At 65.3% G+C, this 17,424-nt stretch carries 16 protein-coding genes; 9 read left to right on the plus strand and 7 right to left on the minus strand.

Annotated elements, in window-relative coordinates; all coding sequences use genetic code 11:
- Positions 1 to 4 precede the first annotated feature (4 nt).
- Positions 5 to 628, minus strand: coding sequence for a CDP-alcohol phosphatidyltransferase family protein (locus A9971_RS17270; protein WP_011064360.1), 624 nt, complete (start codon positions 626 to 628; stop codon positions 5 to 7).
- A gap of 246 nt (positions 629 to 874) precedes the next feature.
- On the opposite strand from A9971_RS17270, the gene hflK (A9971_RS17275) reads away from it, so the two are divergent.
- From hflK (A9971_RS17275) to cfaB, 8 genes are all read left to right on the plus strand, one after another.
- Positions 875 to 2,824 carry a protease modulator HflK gene (hflK, locus tag A9971_RS17275; protein ID WP_183001267.1) on the plus strand — a complete coding sequence of 650 codons (1,950 nt, stop codon included), beginning with the start codon at positions 875 to 877 and terminating at the stop codon, positions 2,822 to 2,824.
- Entirely contained in the window at positions 2,821 to 3,861 is a 1,041-nt protein-coding gene (gene hflC, locus A9971_RS17280) for a protease modulator HflC (RefSeq protein ID WP_041120489.1), read from the plus strand. The genes hflK (A9971_RS17275) and hflC overlap by 4 nt, the downstream gene beginning before the upstream one ends.
- Complete coding sequence (gene hflK / locus A9971_RS17285) at positions 3,858 to 4,916, plus strand: protease modulator HflK (protein WP_015637558.1); 1,059 nt, start codon at positions 3,858 to 3,860, stop codon at positions 4,914 to 4,916. Before hflC ends, hflK (A9971_RS17285) begins: the two co-directional genes overlap by 4 nt.
- Entirely contained in the window at positions 4,913 to 6,817 is a 1,905-nt protein-coding gene (locus tag A9971_RS17290; protein ID WP_183001266.1) for a cation-translocating P-type ATPase, read from the plus strand. The genes hflK (A9971_RS17285) and A9971_RS17290 overlap by 4 nt, the downstream gene beginning before the upstream one ends.
- A gap of 118 nt (positions 6,818 to 6,935) precedes the next feature.
- Complete coding sequence (locus A9971_RS17295) at positions 6,936 to 7,187, plus strand: membrane protein (RefSeq protein WP_011064355.1); 252 nt, start codon at positions 6,936 to 6,938, stop codon at positions 7,185 to 7,187.
- 65 nt (positions 7,188 to 7,252) lie between these two features.
- On the plus strand, positions 7,253 to 8,098 hold the full coding sequence (locus A9971_RS17300) for a DUF692 domain-containing protein (RefSeq protein WP_183001265.1): 846 nt from the start codon (positions 7,253 to 7,255) through the stop codon (positions 8,096 to 8,098).
- Entirely contained in the window at positions 8,089 to 8,877 is a 789-nt protein-coding gene (locus tag A9971_RS17305) for a DNA-binding domain-containing protein (protein ID WP_053160526.1), read from the plus strand. Before A9971_RS17300 ends, A9971_RS17305 begins: the two co-directional genes overlap by 10 nt.
- A gap of 83 nt (positions 8,878 to 8,960) precedes the next feature.
- A complete protein-coding gene (gene cfaB / locus A9971_RS17310) occupies positions 8,961 to 10,148 on the plus strand; it encodes a C17 cyclopropane fatty acid synthase CfaB (protein WP_183001264.1) in 1,188 nt (395 codons plus the stop codon).
- A gap of 9 nt (positions 10,149 to 10,157) precedes the next feature.
- On the opposite strand, the gene cls is transcribed toward cfaB, so the two are convergent.
- Positions 10,158 to 11,597, minus strand: coding sequence for a cardiolipin synthase (cls, locus tag A9971_RS17315; protein ID WP_015637553.1), 1,440 nt, complete (start codon positions 11,595 to 11,597; stop codon positions 10,158 to 10,160).
- A 131-nt stretch (positions 11,598 to 11,728) separates the two neighbouring features.
- Between cls and A9971_RS17320 the strand changes: the two genes are divergently transcribed.
- Complete coding sequence (locus tag A9971_RS17320) at positions 11,729 to 12,253, plus strand: DUF3617 domain-containing protein (RefSeq protein ID WP_011064350.1); 525 nt, start codon at positions 11,729 to 11,731, stop codon at positions 12,251 to 12,253.
- Positions 12,254 to 12,294: 41 nt separating this feature from the next.
- On the opposite strand, the gene thrS is transcribed toward A9971_RS17320, so the two are convergent.
- The 5 genes from thrS to A9971_RS17345 are packed head-to-tail and all read right to left on the minus strand — an operon-like array spanning position 12,295 to position 17,422.
- Positions 12,295 to 14,184: a threonine--tRNA ligase gene (thrS, locus tag A9971_RS17325; RefSeq protein WP_053154735.1), complete on the minus strand. Its 1,890-nt coding sequence runs from the start codon at positions 14,182 to 14,184 to the stop codon at positions 12,295 to 12,297.
- 26 nt (positions 14,185 to 14,210) lie between these two features.
- Positions 14,211 to 15,545 (minus strand): dihydroorotase, encoded by a 1,335-nt coding sequence (locus A9971_RS17330; protein WP_183001263.1) that lies wholly within the window; start codon positions 15,543 to 15,545, stop codon positions 14,211 to 14,213.
- A gap of 2 nt (positions 15,546 to 15,547) precedes the next feature.
- Entirely contained in the window at positions 15,548 to 16,108 is a 561-nt protein-coding gene (locus A9971_RS17335) for a DapH/DapD/GlmU-related protein (RefSeq protein WP_011064347.1), read from the minus strand.
- Positions 16,098 to 16,541, minus strand: coding sequence for a phosphoribosyl-AMP cyclohydrolase (gene hisI, locus A9971_RS17340; protein WP_019093405.1), 444 nt, complete (start codon positions 16,539 to 16,541; stop codon positions 16,098 to 16,100). The genes A9971_RS17335 and hisI overlap by 11 nt, the downstream gene beginning before the upstream one ends.
- Positions 16,538 to 17,422, minus strand: coding sequence for a metal ABC transporter substrate-binding protein (locus tag A9971_RS17345; protein WP_123472586.1), 885 nt, complete (start codon positions 17,420 to 17,422; stop codon positions 16,538 to 16,540). Before A9971_RS17345 ends, hisI begins: the two co-directional genes overlap by 4 nt.
- Positions 17,423 to 17,424: the final 2 nt, after the last annotated feature.

Raw genomic sequence — 17,424 nt, forward strand, 5'->3', positions numbered from 1 at the left:
TTCCTTATGCAGAGGGAGCATTGTGCTGAACTTCTTTGAGGCCCTGGCGGACCCGATTGATCAGGGTGTAGACCAGCAGTGCGGCGACCAGTGCCAGCACGCCGTTTATCCACAGGGCGCTGAGCCAGCCCAGGGCGATGCCGGTGGCCAGCACGCCGAGGATGAAGGCGCGGTCGCTCTTGCCCATGGGCCCGTCGTAGCGCCGCGAGGCCCCGACCATGGGCCCGAGCACCCCGGCGTATTCACTGAACAGCGCCAGCAGGGTCACGGCCAGCACCAGCAGCAGGCTGGCCCCGGGCAACAGGGCGAAAGGCAGGATCAGGGCGCTGTCGGCGACCACGTCGCAGAGTTCGTTGAGGTAGGCCCCCAGGCGCGATTGCTGGCCGAATTCCCGCGCCAGCATGCCGTCGATGGCATTGAGCGCCATGCGCAGGATCATCCACAGGGGAATCAGGGCGAACAGCCAGGCATGGCCGGGGAACAGGGCGATGACGGTGCCGACCAGGACCGAGATGACGGCGGCCAGGACAGTGATCTGGTTGGCCGTGGTGCCGTTGTCGTACAGGCGCTGCACCAACGGCCGCAGCAGGTTCTGAAAGCGCGGTTTGAGCTGGTAAATCGAGAGCATGATGGGACGGTTCCTTGTCGCACGCGGTGAGCAGGGCTGGATTATTGCCTTAAATGCCAGGGGGCCGACATCAGAAGTTTTGTCATGAGCAAACAGCTGTCTCTGTGTCTACGACGTACGCAATAGATGAAAAGGCATGGCGGGGGACAAAAATTTCACTCGGCTCGTTATATAGTAACGAATTGTTTCGAATTTCTTCGGGCCTGTGGGTTTATCCACAGGGCCGGACCAGAGCGGCGGGGTGGTATGCAAGTCGATCTTGAGACGCAAGGTGGCGAGGTGGCTGCCTTGCCACGGTTTCAGCAGGCGGCGTCCCATGCGGCGCGTTTGCAGCGCTGGGGCGCCGCTTTGCTGGGCCTGGCGGTGCTGGGGCTGGTGGCGGCGGTGTTTGTCGATCTGTTTGCGGCGCTGACCATCTGGCCGGCACTGCTGGTGAACCTTTCGTGTGCCTTGCTGGTGGTGGTGGCCGGGCTGCAATCGGCGTGCTGGGTCAGCCGCTGGCGCGAAGAGGTGATCACCCCGGCGCCGGTTGTCACGCCCGAGGCCGGGGAGGATCGGCAGCCACAGGGCTGGCTGGCGGCTGCCCTGACCCTGCGCGGGCGGCGCCTGTTGCAGCAGATCGGCGCGCCTACCCTGTGGCTTGGTGGCTGGTCGCTGCTGATCCTGTATAGCGTGGTGCAGGTGTTCAACCTGTCGTTGCCCGCCACCGCTCTGGGCCTGGGTGCCAGCGTGGTGGCGGTGCTGGCTCTGCTGCTGGCGTTTGCCCTGCTGGTGCTGGAACGCCAACTGGCCCAGGAGCACCCAGGGGAATGGCCGGAAGCCGGCGCCCTGGCGCAGCTGCTGCGGGTGGCGATTATCTGTTTGCTGGTGAGCGCCCTGTGCCTGTTGTTCAGCAGCGACACGGCCTTGTGGCCAGTACGGCTGGCGGTGCTGACGGGGCTGCTGCCGGCATGGGTGGCCGGCGAGTTGTTATTGCGCGCGGTGCTGTCGCTGTTCAGCCCACAGCGCGAACAGCTGGAGCCACGGCTTCTGGCCCACAGTTTTGTTGCCGACATGCTGCGTTGGCCGCCCCAACCCCTACTCAGCCTGCAGCATGAATTGCACAACCGTTTTGGCATCGATCTGCGGCAGATCTGGGCCTTCGCCTATATGCGCCGGGCCTTTGTACCGGTATTGCTGGTGGTGTTGGCGGTAGGTTGGCTGTTGACCGGTGTTCATGAACTTTCCATGCAAAATCGCGGTATTTACGAGCGTTTCGGCAAGCCGGTACAGGTCTTTGGCCCGGGCCTGCATCTGGGCCTGCCCTGGCCCCTGGGGCGGGTACTGACGGTGGAAAACGGCGTGGTCCATGAACTGGCCACCAGCGTGGGCGAAAGCTCGCAGCCGCTTCAACCGGCCCCCGCCGAAGGCCCAGCCCCCGCCATTGCCAACCGCCTGTGGGATGCCAGCCACGTGAATGACAAATCCCAGGTGATCGCCAGCGGCAACGCCCAGCAACAGAGCTTTCAAATCGTCAACATGGACGTGCGCTTCGTCTACCGCATCGGCCTGGGCGACGCTGCGGCGCTGGCCGCCACTTACAACAGCAGCGATGTGCCGACGCTGATCCGCAGCACCGCCAGCCGCGTGCTGGTGCACGACTTTGCCTCGCGCACCCTCGACGGCCTGCTGGGCCAGGACCGCACCGGGCTGGCCGATGACATCGGCAGGGCCGTGCAGGGCGATCTGGACCGGCTCGACAGCGGGGTGGAGATTCTCGCCACGGTAGTGGAGGCCATCCATCCACCGGCTGGCGCGGCCAATGCCTACCACGGTGTGCAAGCGGCGCAGATTGGCGCCCAGGCGCTGATTTCCCGGGAACGTGGAGCGGCTGCCGAGCAGACCAACCAGGCGCAGTTGCAAGCCAGCGTGGCCCGCGACCAGGCCCAGGCCGATGCGCGCGAAGTGCAGGCGGCGGCCCAGGCTGCCGACCTGCGCTTTACCGCCGAACAGAAAGCCTACGCCAGTGCGGGGCAGGCCTTCGTTCTCGAGCAGTACCTGAGCCAGCTGAGCCAGGGCCTGAGCCAGGCCAAGCTGCTGATTCTTGATCATCGTCTGGGGGGCGACAGCGCGCCGACCCTCGACCTGCGTACGTTCACCTTGCCGGCCGACCCTTCGGCGCCGCGTAAAGCCGCTCAGCCAGGAGCCGTCCATTGAGCCAGTCCTCCCACTCCCACGATCACGCCGGCCACGACCACGGGCATGGCCATCACCACCATCACGGGCATCACCACCATCATCATGGGGCGCCGGTCGAGGCCGGGCCTTTCCCCTGGCGGCGCATGGGCTGGGCCGTGCTACTGGTGCTGTTTGCCGTGGCCGCGGCGAGCCTGGTGCAAGTGCGCTCCGGCGAAGCCACGGTGATCACCCGCTTCGGCAACCCGGCGCGGGTGCTGCTGGAGCCGGGCCTGAACTGGCGCTGGCCGGCACCCTTTGAAGCGGCGATCCCGGTGGACCTGCGCCTGCGCACCACGTCCAGTGGCTTGCAGGATGTGGGCACCCGCGACGGTTTGCGGATTATCGTCCAGGCCTACGTGGCCTGGCGGGTCCAGGGCGACGCGGACAATGTGCAGCGTTTCATGCGGGCGGTGCAGAACCAGCCGGACGAAGCGGCGCGGCAGATCCGCACCTTTGTCGGTTCGGCCCTGGAAACCACCGCTAGCAGCTTCGATCTGGCCAACCTGGTGAACACCGATGCCAGCCAGGTGCGCATCGCTGATTTCGAAGCGCAACTGCGCAAGCAGATCGAACAGCAATTGCTTTCCACTTATGGAGTGCGAGTGGTGCAGGTGGGAGTGGAGCGCCTGACCCTGCCCTCGGTGACCCTGACCGCCACCGTGGACCGCATGCGGGCCGAGCGTGAAACCATCGCCACGGAACGCACCGCCATTGGCAAGCGCGAAGCGGCGCAGATCCGCTCTGGCGCCGAACGCGATGCGCGGATCGTCCAGGCTGATGCCACGGTGAAGGCCGCGGACATCGAGGCGCAATCCCGGGTTGAAGCGGCGCAGATTTATGGCCGCGCCTACGCCAGTTCCCCGCAGCTGTACAACCTGCTGCGTTCACTGGACACCCTGGGCACCGTGGTGACTCCGGGCACCAAGTTGATCCTGCGCACCGACGCGGCGCCTTTCCGGGTGCTGGTGGATGGCCCGCCAAACCTGCCGGGCAAAGCCGCTGGTTCGCAACCATGAATAAGGTTCCACGTGGAACAAATGAGTTGAGCAGCCCGTGGATCCAGGCCGGGCGTCTGGCATTCATCGCCTTGTACGGGGTGACAGTACTGGCGGCGCTGGCCTGGGCCTTCTCCAATGTGCGGCAGATCGACCCGCAGAACAGGGCCATGGTCTTGCACTTTGGCAAATTGGAAAGGGTGCAGAGTGCCGGATTGCTCTTGGCCTGGCCCCAGCCTTTTGAGCAGGTGGTGCTGCTGCCCGCCGCCGACCGGGTACTGGAGCGGCGGGTGGAGGGTTTGCTGCGTTCCGAGGCGGCTCTGGAAGGGGACCGGGTTGCCACCCTGGCCACGCCTTTGAACGACACCCTGGCCGGGTCCGGTTACCTGCTGACTGGCGATGCCGGTGTGGTACAGCTGGACGTGCGGGTGTTCTACAAGGTCAGCGATCCCTACGCCTATGTGCTCCAGGCTGACCACGTGCTGCCGGCCCTGGATCGGTTGGTGACCCGCAGCGCCGTGGCCCTGACCGCCGCCCGTGACCTGGACACCATCCTGGTGGCGCGCCCGGAACTGATCGGTAGCGACAACCAGGCCGCCGAGCGTCGTGAGCGGCTGCGGGGCGATCTGCTGCAAAGCATCAACCAGCGCCTGGCGCAGTTGGCCACCAGCGGCCAGGGCATTGGCGTCGAGGCAACGCGGGTGGATGTGCAATCGAGCCTGCCGGGCCCGGCGGTCAGCGCCTTCAACGCGGTGCTCACTGCCAGCCAGCAAGCCGACAAGGCGGTCGCCAACGCCCGCACCGAAGCGGAAAAGCTGACCCAGGGCGCCAACCAGCAGGCGGACCGCAGCCTGCAAGTGGCCCATGCCCAGGCCAGCGAACGGCTGGCCCTGGCCCGGGCCCAGACTGCCACGGTGCAGAGCCTGGCCCAGGCGCAGCGCAACGGCACCGACCCGGAAATGCTGCTGCGTATCTACCGTGAACGCCTGCCGAAGATTCTCGGGCAAGCCGGTTCGGTGACCACGGTCAATCCCCAAGACGATTCACGCCTGATCATTCAGGGAGCCGAACAATGACTGCCACCACCCATGCCGCGCCCCCCGCCAGCATGCTGACCTCGGCCGAGCAACGCAGCGCCGCCCGCCAGCTGACCCTGGCCATGCTCGCCCTGGGGCTTCTGGCCCTTGGCCTGGTCTGGCGCTGGCTGGCCCCAGAGCAGGTGGGCGTCAGTCAGTTGCTGTTGGGTGTCGCCTCGCTGCTGGTGGCGGTGCCGGTGATGCGCTCGGCCTGGTTCAGCCTGCGTTACCCGAGCCTGCACGGTATTACCGACCAACTGATCGCCCTGGCGATGCTCGGCGCCTGGGCCACTGGCGACCTGCTGACCGCGGCCCTGTTGCCGATCATCATGATCTTCGGCCACGTACTGGAAGAGCGCAGCGTGATCGGCTCCCAGGAAGCCATCGACGCCCTGGGCCGCTTGACCCGCAGCCTGGCGCGACAGGTACGGGCCGATGGCAGCGTCGTGGAAGTGGACAACGCCAGCCTCAAGGCCGGCGACTTGGTGGAAGTACGCGCCGGCGATCGGGTGCCCGCCGATGGTCTGGTGGTGTCCGGCCAGGCGAGCCTGGATACCGCGCCGATCACTGGCGAATCGGTCCCCCTGGAAGCGGTTCAGGGCATGCAGATATTTGGCGGCGCAATCAATCTCGATGGGCTGTTGCGTGTGCAGGTCACCCGTACCGGCGAGGAGTCGACCTTGGGCAAGGTGATTGCCCTGATGCAAAGCGCCGAGCGCGCCAAGCCGCCCATCACCCGTTTGCTGGAGCGCTATGCCGGCAGTTACATGGTGCTGGTGTTGCTGTTGGCGGCGGTGACCTGGTTCATCACCAACGATGCCCAAGCCATGCTCGCGGTGCTGGTGGCGGCCTGTCCCTGCGCGTTGGTGCTGTCGGCGCCGGCCACCGCCATCGCCGGAATCGCTGTGGCCGCGCGCCACGGCATCCTGATTCGCAGTTCGGCCTTTCTCGAGGAGCTGGCGGACCTGACCTCCCTGGTCGTGGACAAGACCGGCACCCTGACGTACGGCACCTTGCGTTTGCAGGCCATCGACAGCCCCCGGGAAGACCAGCGAAGCCTGCTCACTCTGGCCGCCAGCCTCGGCTCGGCCAGCAGCCACCCGGTCAGCCGGGCCCTGGCAGGGCTGGTGCCCCAGGAAGAGCAATGGCCACTGGGGGACATTCATGAACGCCAGGGCCTGGGGGTGGTGGCCCGTACCGAGGAGGGCGAAGCGGCCCTTGGCCGCCCGGAGCTGTTCCGCCAGTTGGGTATCGACACCAGCCCGGTGCCGGGGCACGACGGGCCGATTGCCGGCCTGGCGCTTGATGGCGAATTTCTCGGTTGGCTGTTGCTGGCCGACAGCGTCAAACCCGAGGCCCGGCATGCCCTGGGCGAGTTGCGCGAACTGGGGTTGGGCCGGCAGTTGCTGCTCACCGGCGACCGCCAGAGTGTGGCCGACAGCCTGGCGCTGGAAGTGGGAATCGCCGACGTCGAGGCCCAGGCCCTGCCGCAAGACAAGCTTGAGCGGGTACTGGAGGAGATCGACAAGGGCTTCCGGCCGATGGTGGTCGGCGACGGCATCAACGACTCCCTGGCTCTCAAGGCCGGGGTGGTGGGGGTGGCCATGGGCGCCGGTGGTGCGGACATCGCCCTGGCTTCGGCGGATGTGGTGCTGATCGGCAGCGACCTGCGACGCCTGGGCACCTGCGTGCGCCTGAGCCGTGAATGCCGGCGGACCTTGCAGGTCAACGTGATCATCGGCCTGGGCTGGACCCTGGCCATCGTCGCCTTTGCCGCGTTCGGCTGGCTGGGGGCGGCGGGGGCGATGATCGCTGCGGTGCTGCACAACCTGAGCACCTTGCTGGTGCTGGGCAATGCCGGTCGCCTGCTGCGTTTCCAGGAGCCGCTGTTGAAGCTGTAGACGCCGCCGCGCAGTTTTTTTCATCCCGGCTGTAACGCCGGGATGCTTCCTCTCTCTAGTGCTATGACGGGATTGCACAAGCACCCGCCGATCCCCTGCGACTATTGAGGAAACAAAAATGAACATGAAGAAAACCGCCGCCGGCGCTGCCCTGGCTTTTGCTGCCGCCACTCTGTTTGCCGGTGTCGTGACTCAAGCGTCTGCTGCCGATGCCCAGGTGCACTGCTACGGCGTCAACGCCTGCAAAGGGCAGAACGACTGCAAGACCAAGGACCACGCCTGCAAGGGCATGGGCGCCTGCAAAGGCCAGGGCTTCAAGGCCATGACCCAGGCCGCGTGTGACAAAGCAGGCGGCAAAGTCGGCGAGTAAGCGGCGTTCGAGTGCTGCCGCAGTGGGGTTGGCAACCACTGCGGCCACTTGGCAAGGAGTTGGCGATGTCTGAATTTTCTTCCAGCCTGGGCTATGGCCTGGGTTTGCGCAGTGCCTACTACCAGCAGATTCTCGACGAGGCGCCCAACGTCGACTGGTTTGAAGTGGTGTCCGAGAACTTCATGGTGCAGGGCGGCAAGGCGCTGTATTACCTGGATGCGATTGCCGAGCGCTACCCCATCGTGATGCACGGGGTGTCGCTGTCCATCGGCGGCCCCCATGCCCTGGACCGGGATTACCTGCTGCGGCTCAGGCAACTGGCCAGCCGGGCAAACCCGGCGTGGATCTCCGATCACCTGTGCTGGAGCCGGGGCAACGCCCATCAACTGCACGACCTGCTGCCGCTGCCCTACACCGAGGAGAGCCTGCACTACGTGGCAGGGCGAGTGCGTCAGGTGCAGGACATTCTGGAGCGCCCCCTGGTGCTGGAGAACGTCTCCAGTTATGTGCGGGCGGCGGCCGACGAGTTCAGCGAGTGGGAATTTCTCGCCGCCTTGAGCCAGCTCAGCGGCTGCGAACTGCTGCTGGATGTGAACAACGTCTACGTCAGTTCGCGCAACCATGGTTTCGATCCCTGGCACTTCATCCAGGCGCTGCCGGCGCAGCGCGTGCGGCAACTGCATCTGGCCGGGCACCAGGATTATGGCGACTACGTGATCGACACCCACGACCACCCGGTCTGCGATCCCGTCTGGGCGCTGTATCAACGCACCCTTGAACACCTGGGGCCGGTGGCCACCCTGCTGGAGCGCGACGATCATTTTCCACCCCTGGAAGAGCTGCTCAGCGAACTGCACAAGGCCCGAGATCTCGGGCAACAGATCCTGGCCGGGAGGCAGCAATGCGCCTGAACGACTGGCAACTGGCTTTTGAAGCCTATCTGTTGGGTGAACAGGCCCAGGCCCGCGCCGTCCTGCAAGACAGCCTGATCGGTGGCCCGACCCTGGATGTCGAGACCGGCCTGGCGATCTATCACAACGCCTACATGGCCCGGTTGCAGGAGGTCATGGGCAGCGACTTCCCGGCCATCCGGCACTGGTTGGGGGATGCAGAATTCCAGGCCCTGACGCAGGCCTATATTCGCCAGTGCCCGTCCCGGCATTTCAGCCTGCGCTGGCTGGGGCAGGGCTTTGCCAAATTCATCCAGGGCCATCTGGTGCCGGAGCAGGGCGCACCCCTGGCGGAACTGGCGCGTCTGGAGTGGGCCTTCACCCTGGCCTTCGACGCAGCCGAAGCCCAGGTGCTGACGGTGGCGGCCATGGCCGGGCTGGATGTCGAGCAATGGCCGCAGCTGCAACTGCGCCTGGCGCCCTGTGTGCAATGGCTCGACTGCCGCTACAACAGCGTGGCCCAATGGCGCGCGGTCAAGGAGCAGGCGGATTTCCCCCGCAGTGCTTTACTCGATCAGCAGCAGCTGTGCCTGGTCTGGCGAGCGGACCGGGTCTGCCGTTATCGCAGCCTGCCAGCCGAAGAGGCCACAGCGCTGCGGGGCATGATCGAGCAACGGTGGAATTTTGCGGAACTCTGCGCCGGGCTGGCCGTCACTTATGCCGAGGGGGCCCCGCTGCAGGCGGTTACCTGGTTGAAACAGTGGGTCGAAGATGGCCTGGTGATGCGCAGCGAATCATAGAAAACCACTATCAAATCGATAGCCTGCTATTTTCTAGGATGGTCTACCCTCATTTCAGACGTCTGAAACAAGGGGGATTTTCCATGCTCGCGCAACTTCCACCGGCCTTACAGAATCTGCATTTGCCTTTACGCCTGCGGCTCTGGGACGGCCATGAATTCAATCTGGGGCCGGAGCCCAACGTCACGATCGTGGTCAAGGACCCGCAATTGGTGGCGCAGCTGACTCACCCTAGCCTGGACGCCTTGGGGGGCGCCTTTGTCGAGGGCAAACTGGAACTGGAAGGTTCCATCAGCGAAGTCATCCGGGTCTGCGACGAACTGAGCCAGGCCTTGCTCGACGATGACGACGGCAACCAGCCGGTGCGCTCGCTGCACGACAAGGCGACCGACGCAGCCGCGATTTCCTATCACTACGACCTTTCCAACGCCTTCTACCAACTGTGGCTCGACAGCGACATGGCCTATTCCTGCGCCTATTTCGAGACCGGAAGCGAGTCTCTGGAACAGGCCCAGCAAGCCAAATTCCGCCATCTGTGCCGCAAGCTGCGCCTGCAACCGGGGGACTACCTGCTGGATGTCGGGTGCGGCTGGGGCGGGCTGGCCCGCTACGCCGCCCGTGAGTTCGGCGCCAAGGTGTTCGGCATCACCTTGAGCAAGGAACAGTTGGCCCTGGCCCGCGAGCGAGTGACCGCCGAAGGCCTGGACGACCTGGTGGACCTGCAACTGCTGGATTACCGCGACCTGCCCCAGGATGGCCGCTTCGACAAGGTGGTCAGTGTCGGCATGTTCGAGCACGTCGGCCACGCCAACTTGCCGGGGTACTGCCAGACCCTGTTCAGGGCCGTGCGCGAGGGCGGGTTGGTGATGAACCACGGCATCACCGCCAAGCACACCGACGGCCGCCCGGTGGGCCGCGGGGCCGGGGACTTCATCGAGCGCTATGTGTTTCCCAATGGCGAGCTGCCGCACCTGGCAATGATCTCGGCGTTCATCAGCGAGGCGGGGCTGGAAATTGTCGATGTCGAGAGCCTGCGCATGCATTACGCGCGGACACTGGATCACTGGAGCGAACGCCTGGAAGACAATCTGGAAGCCGCCGCCAGGCAGGTTCCGGAGCAGGCGCTACGGATCTGGCGGCTGTACCTGGCGGGCTGCGCCTATGCCTTTGCCAAGGGCTGGATCAACCTGCACCAGATCCTTGCGGTCAAGCCCCATGCCGATGGCAGCCATGAACTGCCCTGGACCCGGGATGACCTCTACCATCCATAAGTTTGGCCCTTAAAGGATCGGAGAAATCAGCCGCGCGACCCGCATGCCCAGTTGTTGCAGGCGGTGGGTCTGGCGGCTTTCTTCCTTGGCGATTTCCCGGGCCTTGGCGAAGTCGGCTTCCAGCATGTGTTCCACTTCGGTGGCGAAGTCGTCGTCCACCGTCAGCAGCATCACTTCGAAATTCAGGCGGAACGAACGGTTGTCCAGGTTGGCGCTGCCAATGGCGCTGATTTCGTTGTCGATCAGCACCACCTTCTGGTGCAGGAATCCCGGCTGATAGCGGAATACCCGCACCCCGGCGCGCACCGCTTCAAAGGCGTACAGGCTGGAGGCGGCATAGACGATGCGGTGGTCCGGGCGGGCGGGCAGCAGGATGCGCACATCCACGCCCCGCAGCACCGCCAGGCGCAGGGCAGCGAACACCGCCTCATCGGGAATGAAGTACGGGCTGGTGATCCACACCCGCTCGGTGGCCGCGTGGATGGCCTCGACAAAGAACAGCGAGCAGGTTTCGTAGGCATCGGCCGGGCCGCTGGCCAGCAGTTGGCAGAGCACGCCGTCGTCCGGGTAGGTGTCCGGGAGGATCAGCGGCGGCAGTTCCCGGGCGGCCCAGAACCAGTCTTCGGCAAAGGACTCCTGCAGGCAGGCCACCACCGGTCCGCTGACCTGCACGTGGGTATCACGCCAGGGCGCCAGGGGCGGCTTCTTGCCCAGGTATTCGTCACCGACGTTATGCCCGCCGACGAACCCCAGCATGCCGTCCACCACCACGATCTTGCGGTGATTGCGGAAGTTCACCTGGAAGCGGTTGAGCCAGCCACTGCGGGTGGCGAAGGCGTGCACCTGGACCCCGGCGTCGCGCAGGGTCTGTACGTAGCTGGCGGGCAGGGAGTGGCTGCCGATGCGGTCGTAGAGCAGGTGGATCGACACGCCCTCGGCGGCCTTTTCCAGCAGCAGGCGTTGCAGGCGCCGGCCCAGTTCATCGTCGTGGATGATGAAGAACTGGATCAGCACCGCCTTGTGGGAGCGGCGGATGGCATTGAAGATCGCTTCGAAGGTGGCGTCGCCGTTGACCAGCAGGCGCACCTGATTGTTGGCCAGGCACGGCATGCGCCCCAGCTTGGGCATGGCCCGCAGCGAGGCGTAGGCCTTGGAGGCGCGGGCGGTTAGGGCTTCTTCCACCCAGGGGCGCCAGTTCAGCTCATTGATGGCTTTGTGCATTTCCACATTGGCCTGACGCCGGGCCTGGATGTAGGCGTCGAAGGTACTGCGACCAAACACCAGGTAGGGAATCAGGGTCAGGTAGGGCATGAACAGCAGCGACAGGGCCCAGGCGATGGCGCCCTGGGCGGTCCTGACGGTGAGTACCGCGTGGATCGCGGCGATCAACCCGAGAAAATGCAGCAGTGCGATGAGATAGCCGAAGATGTGCGGGCCAAAATAATCCATGGGGCAGCCTTGCTCCTGAAGATTCAATGCCTAACAGACCATGTTCCACGGTGAATGTCGCTATTTTATTCTGCATGCAACACCGTGCCCCGGCTGAAGTCTAACGGCCACTATTGTCTAGGAGTCATTCGATGAAACTTCGTTTACTGGGTTGGGCCTTGGCGGCGGGGTTGGCGCTTCCGGTGGTGGCGCAGGCGCAGATGCTGCAGCCGGGGTTGTGGGAGCTGACCAGCAGCAATATGAAGATCGACGACCAGAACATGCCGGACCTGTCGCTGATCCTCGGCCAGTTGCAGCAGCAGATGACCCCGCAACAGCGGGCGATGCTGGAGAAACAGGGTGTGACCATGGGCGGCAAGGGGATTCGCGTGTGCCTGACACCGGCCCAGGTGCAGTCGGACACCATCCCGCTGCAGGACCCGCAGTCGGGTTGCCAGCAGCAGGTGACCGAACGCAGTGGCAATCAATGGAAGTTCCGCTTCAGTTGCCCCAAGGCCCAGGGCAATGGAGTGGCCACGTTCATCAGCGATCGTGAGTTCACCACCAACGTGGCCGGCACCTTCAACGCCACCGGCCTGCAGCAGAAGGGCAGCATGGACACCCGTGCCGTGTGGCTGGGCCAGGACTGCGGCACGGTCAAACCCCGCGCCTCCTGACTTTTGGCTGACGCTGGCGCTGCTCGTGCCCCGGGCAGCGTCTAGCGCATCCGGGCCAGGGCCTGCTCCAGGCTCAGGCGGCCCAGGTCTTCGCCATTTCGGCTGCGCAGGCTGACGTAGCCTCCGTCCTTTTCCTTTTCCCCGACCACCAGCAGGTAAGGCACTTTCTGCAGGCTGTGTTCGCGAATCTTGTAGCCGATCTTTTCGTTGCGCAGGTCGGCGCTGGCCCGCAGCCCGTGACGGCGCAAGCTGTCGCTGATTGCCCGGGCGTAGTCGGCCTGGGCTTCGCTGATGTTCAGCACCACCGCTTGTTGCGGTGCCAGCCACAGGGGCAGGGCGCCGCCATGGTGTTCCAGGAGAATGCCGATGAAGCGTTCCAGGGAACCAAACAACGCCCGGTGCAGCATCACCGGCTGGCAGCGTTCGCCGCGCTCGTCGATGTAGCTGATGGCGAAGCGCTCGGGCAGGTTGAGGTCCACCTGCAGAGTGCCGCACTGCCAGTCGCGACCGATGGCGTCGCGCAGCACGAACTCCAGCTTGGGGCCGTAGAAGGCGCCTTCCCCGGGGTTGATCCGGTAGTCGATGTGCATGCTCTGCAAGGCACCGACCAGGGCCTTTTCCAGTTGGTCCCAGACCTCATCGCTGCCGATGCGGTGGTCGGGGCGGGTCGAAAGCTTCACCGCCACCTGGTCGAAACCGAACTCCTTGTAGATGTCGAATACCAGGGCAATGGTGGCGGCGCATTCGCTTTGCATCTGTTGCGGGGTGCAGAAGATGTGGGCGTCGTCCTGGGTGAAATGGCGCACTCGCAACAGGCCGTGCAGGGCCCCTGAAGGTTCGTAGCGGTGGACTTTGCCGAACTCGGCGATGCGCAGTGGCAGGTCGCGGTAACTCTTGCGGCCATGCCCGAAGATCGCCACCGCGCCGGGGCAGTTCATCGGCTTGAGGGCGAAGGTGCGCTGGTCTTGCGTGGTGGTGGTGAACATGTGGTCGCGGTAGTTCTGCCAGTGCCCGGAGGTTTCCCAGAGGCCGCGGTCCATCACGTCGGGGGTGTTCACTTCCTGGTAGCCGGCCTGTTCCTGGCGCCTGCGCATGTAGCCGATCAGTTCCTGGAACAGGGTCCAGCCCTTGGCGTGCCAGAACACCGAGCCCGGCGCGCAGTCGTCGAAATGGAACAGATCCAGCTGCTGGCCGAGCTTACGGTGGTCGCGCTGTTGCGCCTGTTCCAGGCGCAACAGGTAGGCCTCAAGTTCCGGGCGGGTGCCCCAGCAGGTGCCGTAGATCCGCTGCAGCGGTGCGTTGCGGGCGTCGCCGCGCCAGTAGGCTCCGGCCACCTTGGTCAGCTTGAAGGCGCGCAGTTGGCCAGTGGAACGCAGGTGTGGCCCACGGCACAAATCTTCGAAATCCCCTTGACGGTACAGCGACAGCACAGCATCTGGCGGCAAGTCGCGGATCAGCTCGACCTTGTAGTGCTCGCCCAGGTCGGCGAAATGCTGCAGGGCCTGCTCCCGGGACAATTCCCGGCGGCGCACCGAATGATTGGTGGCGGCCAGGCTATGCATGCGCGCCTCGATCAGTTCCAGGTCCTCTGGGGTGAAGGGGCGCTCGTAGGCGAAGTCGTAGAAGAAGCCATCCTCGATCACCGGGCCGATGGCCACCTGCGCCGAGGGGAACAGCTGTTTCACCGCCATCGCCAGCAGGTGCGCGCAGGAGTGGCGCAGTACTTCCAGGCCCTCGGGGTCGCGGGCAGTGACGATGCTCAAGCGGGCGTCGCTGTGCAACAGGTAGTCACAGTCCACCAGTTGGCCGTTCACTCGCCCGGCCACGGCGGCCTTGGCCAGGCCGCTGCCGATGCTGGCGGCCACCTCGAAAACGGACAACGGCTGGTCGTACTCACGGCACGCGCCATCAGGCAGGGTGATGCGGATCATCTTCGGCGGTCCTTGGGGTCGGGCTATTAACGGGTGAAGCGCAGGGGCAGGCCCTGACAGTCGTCGTACAGGCGGCCCTGGTGCCAGGCGAGCTGGCCCGACACCAGGGTGCTGCTGACGCTGTGGCGAAAGCGCTGGCCGGCAAAGGGCGTCCAGCCGCAGTGGGCGAGGATTGGCTGGCTGTCCACGGCCAGGCCTGTGGGCTCGGCGCGGACCAGCACCAGGTCGGCCCAGTAGCCTTCGCGCAGGTAGCCGCGATCGGGAATGGCGAACAGGTCGGCGACTCGGTGGCTGGTTTTTTCCACCAGGGTGGTCAGGGGCAGCACCCGGTCGGCCACCAGTTCCAGCAGCGCTGGCAATGCATGCTGCACCAGCGGCAGGCCGGAGGGCGCGCGGCTGTAAGGCAGCTGTTTCTGCTCCCAGGTATGGGGCGCGTGGTCGGTGCCGATGACATCCAGGCGCTGGCTGTTCAGGGCCTGGCGCAGGGCATCGCGATCGGCCTGGGTCTTGATCGCCGGGTTGCATTTGATCAGGTGGCCGAGGCGCGGGTAGTCGCGGTCATCGAACAGCAGGTGATGTACGCAGACCTCGGCGGTGATGCGCTTTTGCGCCAGGGGCCGGTCCTCGAACAGCGCCAGTTCCCGGGCGCTGGTCAGGTGCAGCACGTGCAGGCGGGTGCCGTGTTTCTTCGCCAGTTCCACCGCCAGGGATGAGGAGCGAAAGCAGGCCTCGGCATCGCGGATGTGCGGGTGGGCGGCGGCGGGAATCTGCTCGCCATAGAGTTGCAGCCAGCGCTGTTGCCGGGCCTGGATGCTGGGGGTGTATTCGCAGTGGGCCAGGAGCAGGGTCGGCACCTGGCGGAACAGCCGGTCCAGCACCTCGGGATCGTCCACCAGCATGTTGCCGGTGGAGGCCCCCATGAACACCTTGACCCCGGCCACCTCCGTGGGGTCCAGGGCGGCGACGAGGTCGAGGTTGTCGTTGCTGACCCCGAAGTGAAAGCCATAGTTGGCCACCGAAACGCTCGCTGCGCGGCGCTTCTTGTCGTTCAGGGCGGCAAGATCCAGGGTCGCCGGCGAGGTGTTGGGCATGTCCATGAAGCTGGTGATGCCACCGGCCACCGCCGCCCGCGACTCGCTGTACAGGCTGCCCTTGTCCGGCGCGCCGGGGTCGCGAAAGTGCACCTGGTCGTCGATCATGCCCGGCAGCAGCCACTGGCCGCGGGCGTCGATTTCGATCTCGGCGCTGAGGTGGTCCAGGCTGCCGATGGTGTCGATGCGTCCGTGCGCCACCAGCACGTCGGCGTCGAATTCGCGCCCTTCGTTCACCAGGCGGGCGTTGCGGATGAGAATTCGGCTCATGCTCAAAACTCGTTCTGCAGGGCCTTGTAGCCACGCACCAGGTCGACGTTGGTGCGCGCCACGTCTTCGGAAAACTCCGAGGCGCTGACACTCACGGGAGGGAACTGCGCCAGGTCGGTCTTGGGCCCGATGCGGGTGGTGGAGGGCACGTAGAAACCCGGCGGCAGGTCGCGGCCATCCACCACGGAGTTGTGTCGAACTACGCTGCCGTCGCCCACTTCGCAGTTGAACAGCACGCTGTTGAAACCGATGAACACTCGGTCGCCGACCACGCAGGGGCCATGGACGATGGAGCGGTGGGCGATGGAAGTGTGCTGGCCGATGGTCACCGCCGCGCCGGATTTGGAGTGGATCACCACGCCATCCTGGATGTTCGAGTTGGCGCCGATGGTGATGGCTTGCATCTGGCCGCTGGCGTCCACTTCGTCGGCGCGGATCACCGCGTAGGGGCCGACGAAGACGTTGTCGCCGATCACTACCTTGCCGCAGATGATGGCCGTCTTGTCGACGTAGGCGGATTCGGCGATCACGGGCAGATCGCCGGAGGGGTTTTTACGAATCATGGCGCGAGTCCTTCAAGGGGGAACTGATGACTTCCACCGCGCCATCGCGAATGGCGTTGTAGAAACAGTTGGGGCGCCCGGTGTGGCAGGCCGGTCCTTGCTGATCCACTAGCAGCAGCACGGCATCGCCGTCGCAGTCCAGGCGCGCTTCGATCAGGCGCTGGCGATGCCCGGAGCTTTCGCCTTTGCGCCACAGGCAGCGACGCGAGCGCGACCAGTAGCAGGCCTGGCCGCTGGCCAGGGTTTCGCCCAGGGCCTGGCGGTTCATCCAGGCCAGCATCAGCACCTCGCCGCTGTCGTGCTGCTGGGCAATGGCGGCGATCAGGCCGTCGCTGTTCCAGGGCAGGGCGTCGAGCACTGCGGTCAAGGCCCAGCGGCTGCCTTGGGGCGCGGCTTCCAGATCCAGCAGCGACAGCGGTGGGCGGCGGATCATGGTCGGCTCAGGGCCTCGTACAGGGTGTCGAGGTTGTACTCGAACAGGCCGGTGAAGGTACTGGCCGGACCGCTGGCCGAGAGCGCATCGGAGTACAGGGTGCCGCCGATATGGGCGCCGCTTTCGTCGGCGATCTGCTTGAGCAGGCGGGCGTCCTTGATGTTCTCCATGAACACTGCCTTGACCTTGGCGTTGCGGATCTGGGTGATCAGCGCAGCCACTTCGGCGGCTGAAGGTTCACGCTCGGTGGACAGGCCCTGGGGCGCCATGAAGTCGATACCGTAGGCCTGGCCCAGGTAGCCGAAGGCGTCGTGGGAGGTGACGATCTTGCGGTTGCCCGGGGGCAGGGAACCGAGCTTGGCCTTGGCCTCGGCCAGCAGGCGATAGATCTGTTTCAGGTAGGCCTGGCTGTTGCGCTGGTAGTCGGCCTGGTGGGCCGGGTCGGCAGCGATCAGCGCCTTGGTGATGTTGCTCACATAGAGCTCGCTGTTGGCCAGGTTGTGCCAGGCATGAGGGTCGGGAACGCTTTCGCCGTCTTCCTCCAGGGTGCGCGGAATAACCCCGCGGCTGGCAGTGACGACCTGGGCCTGGGTGGCGGTGCTGGCCACCAGGCGGTCCAGCCAGGGTTCGAAACCCAGGCCATTCTTGATGATCAGCCGGGCCTTGAGCAGGGCCTTGGCGTCATCCGGGCTCGGCTCGTAGGTGTGGGCATCCTCGTCGGCACCCACCAGGTTGTTGATGTGCACATGCTCACCGCCGACCTGGCGGGTCATGTCGGCGAGGATGCTGAAGCTGGTGACCACCGCCAGCTTGTCCGCCGCCTGGGCAGTAGGCAGCGACAAAGGCAACAGCAGGCTGAACAGCACGAGTAGAGCGCGCATCG

The organism is Pseudomonas sp. UME65 (assembly GCF_014170225.1).
Taxonomy (GTDB): Bacteria; Pseudomonadota; Gammaproteobacteria; order Pseudomonadales; family Pseudomonadaceae; genus Aquipseudomonas; species Aquipseudomonas protegens.

Bases quoted from the DNA above. Each gene is read 5' to 3' on its own strand.
- A9971_RS17270 (WP_011064360.1), bottom strand. From the start codon at position 628: ATGCTCTCGATTTACCAGCTCAAACCGCGCTTTCAGAACCTGCTGCGG.
- hflK (WP_183001267.1), top strand. From the start codon at position 875: ATGCAAGTCGATCTTGAGACGCAAGGTGGCGAGGTGGCTGCCTTGCCA.
- hflK (WP_015637558.1), top strand. From the start codon at position 3,858: ATGAATAAGGTTCCACGTGGAACAAATGAGTTGAGCAGCCCGTGGATC.
- A9971_RS17290 (WP_183001266.1), top strand. From the start codon at position 4,913: ATGACTGCCACCACCCATGCCGCGCCCCCCGCCAGCATGCTGACCTCG.
- A9971_RS17295 (WP_011064355.1), top strand. From the start codon at position 6,936: ATGAACATGAAGAAAACCGCCGCCGGCGCTGCCCTGGCTTTTGCTGCC.
- A9971_RS17300 (WP_183001265.1), top strand. From the start codon at position 7,253: ATGTCTGAATTTTCTTCCAGCCTGGGCTATGGCCTGGGTTTGCGCAGT.
- A9971_RS17305 (WP_053160526.1), top strand. From the start codon at position 8,089: ATGCGCCTGAACGACTGGCAACTGGCTTTTGAAGCCTATCTGTTGGGT.
- cfaB (WP_183001264.1), top strand. From the start codon at position 8,961: ATGCTCGCGCAACTTCCACCGGCCTTACAGAATCTGCATTTGCCTTTA.
- cls (WP_015637553.1), bottom strand. From the start codon at position 11,597: ATGGATTATTTTGGCCCGCACATCTTCGGCTATCTCATCGCACTGCTG.
- A9971_RS17320 (WP_011064350.1), top strand. From the start codon at position 11,729: ATGAAACTTCGTTTACTGGGTTGGGCCTTGGCGGCGGGGTTGGCGCTT.
- thrS (WP_053154735.1), bottom strand. From the start codon at position 14,184: ATGATCCGCATCACCCTGCCTGATGGCGCGTGCCGTGAGTACGACCAG.
- A9971_RS17330 (WP_183001263.1), bottom strand. From the start codon at position 15,545: ATGAGCCGAATTCTCATCCGCAACGCCCGCCTGGTGAACGAAGGGCGC.
- A9971_RS17335 (WP_011064347.1), bottom strand. From the start codon at position 16,108: ATGATTCGTAAAAACCCCTCCGGCGATCTGCCCGTGATCGCCGAATCC.
- hisI (WP_019093405.1), bottom strand. From the start codon at position 16,541: ATGATCCGCCGCCCACCGCTGTCGCTGCTGGATCTGGAAGCCGCGCCC.
- A9971_RS17345 (WP_123472586.1), bottom strand. From the start codon at position 17,422: ATGCGCGCTCTACTCGTGCTGTTCAGCCTGCTGTTGCCTTTGTCGCTG.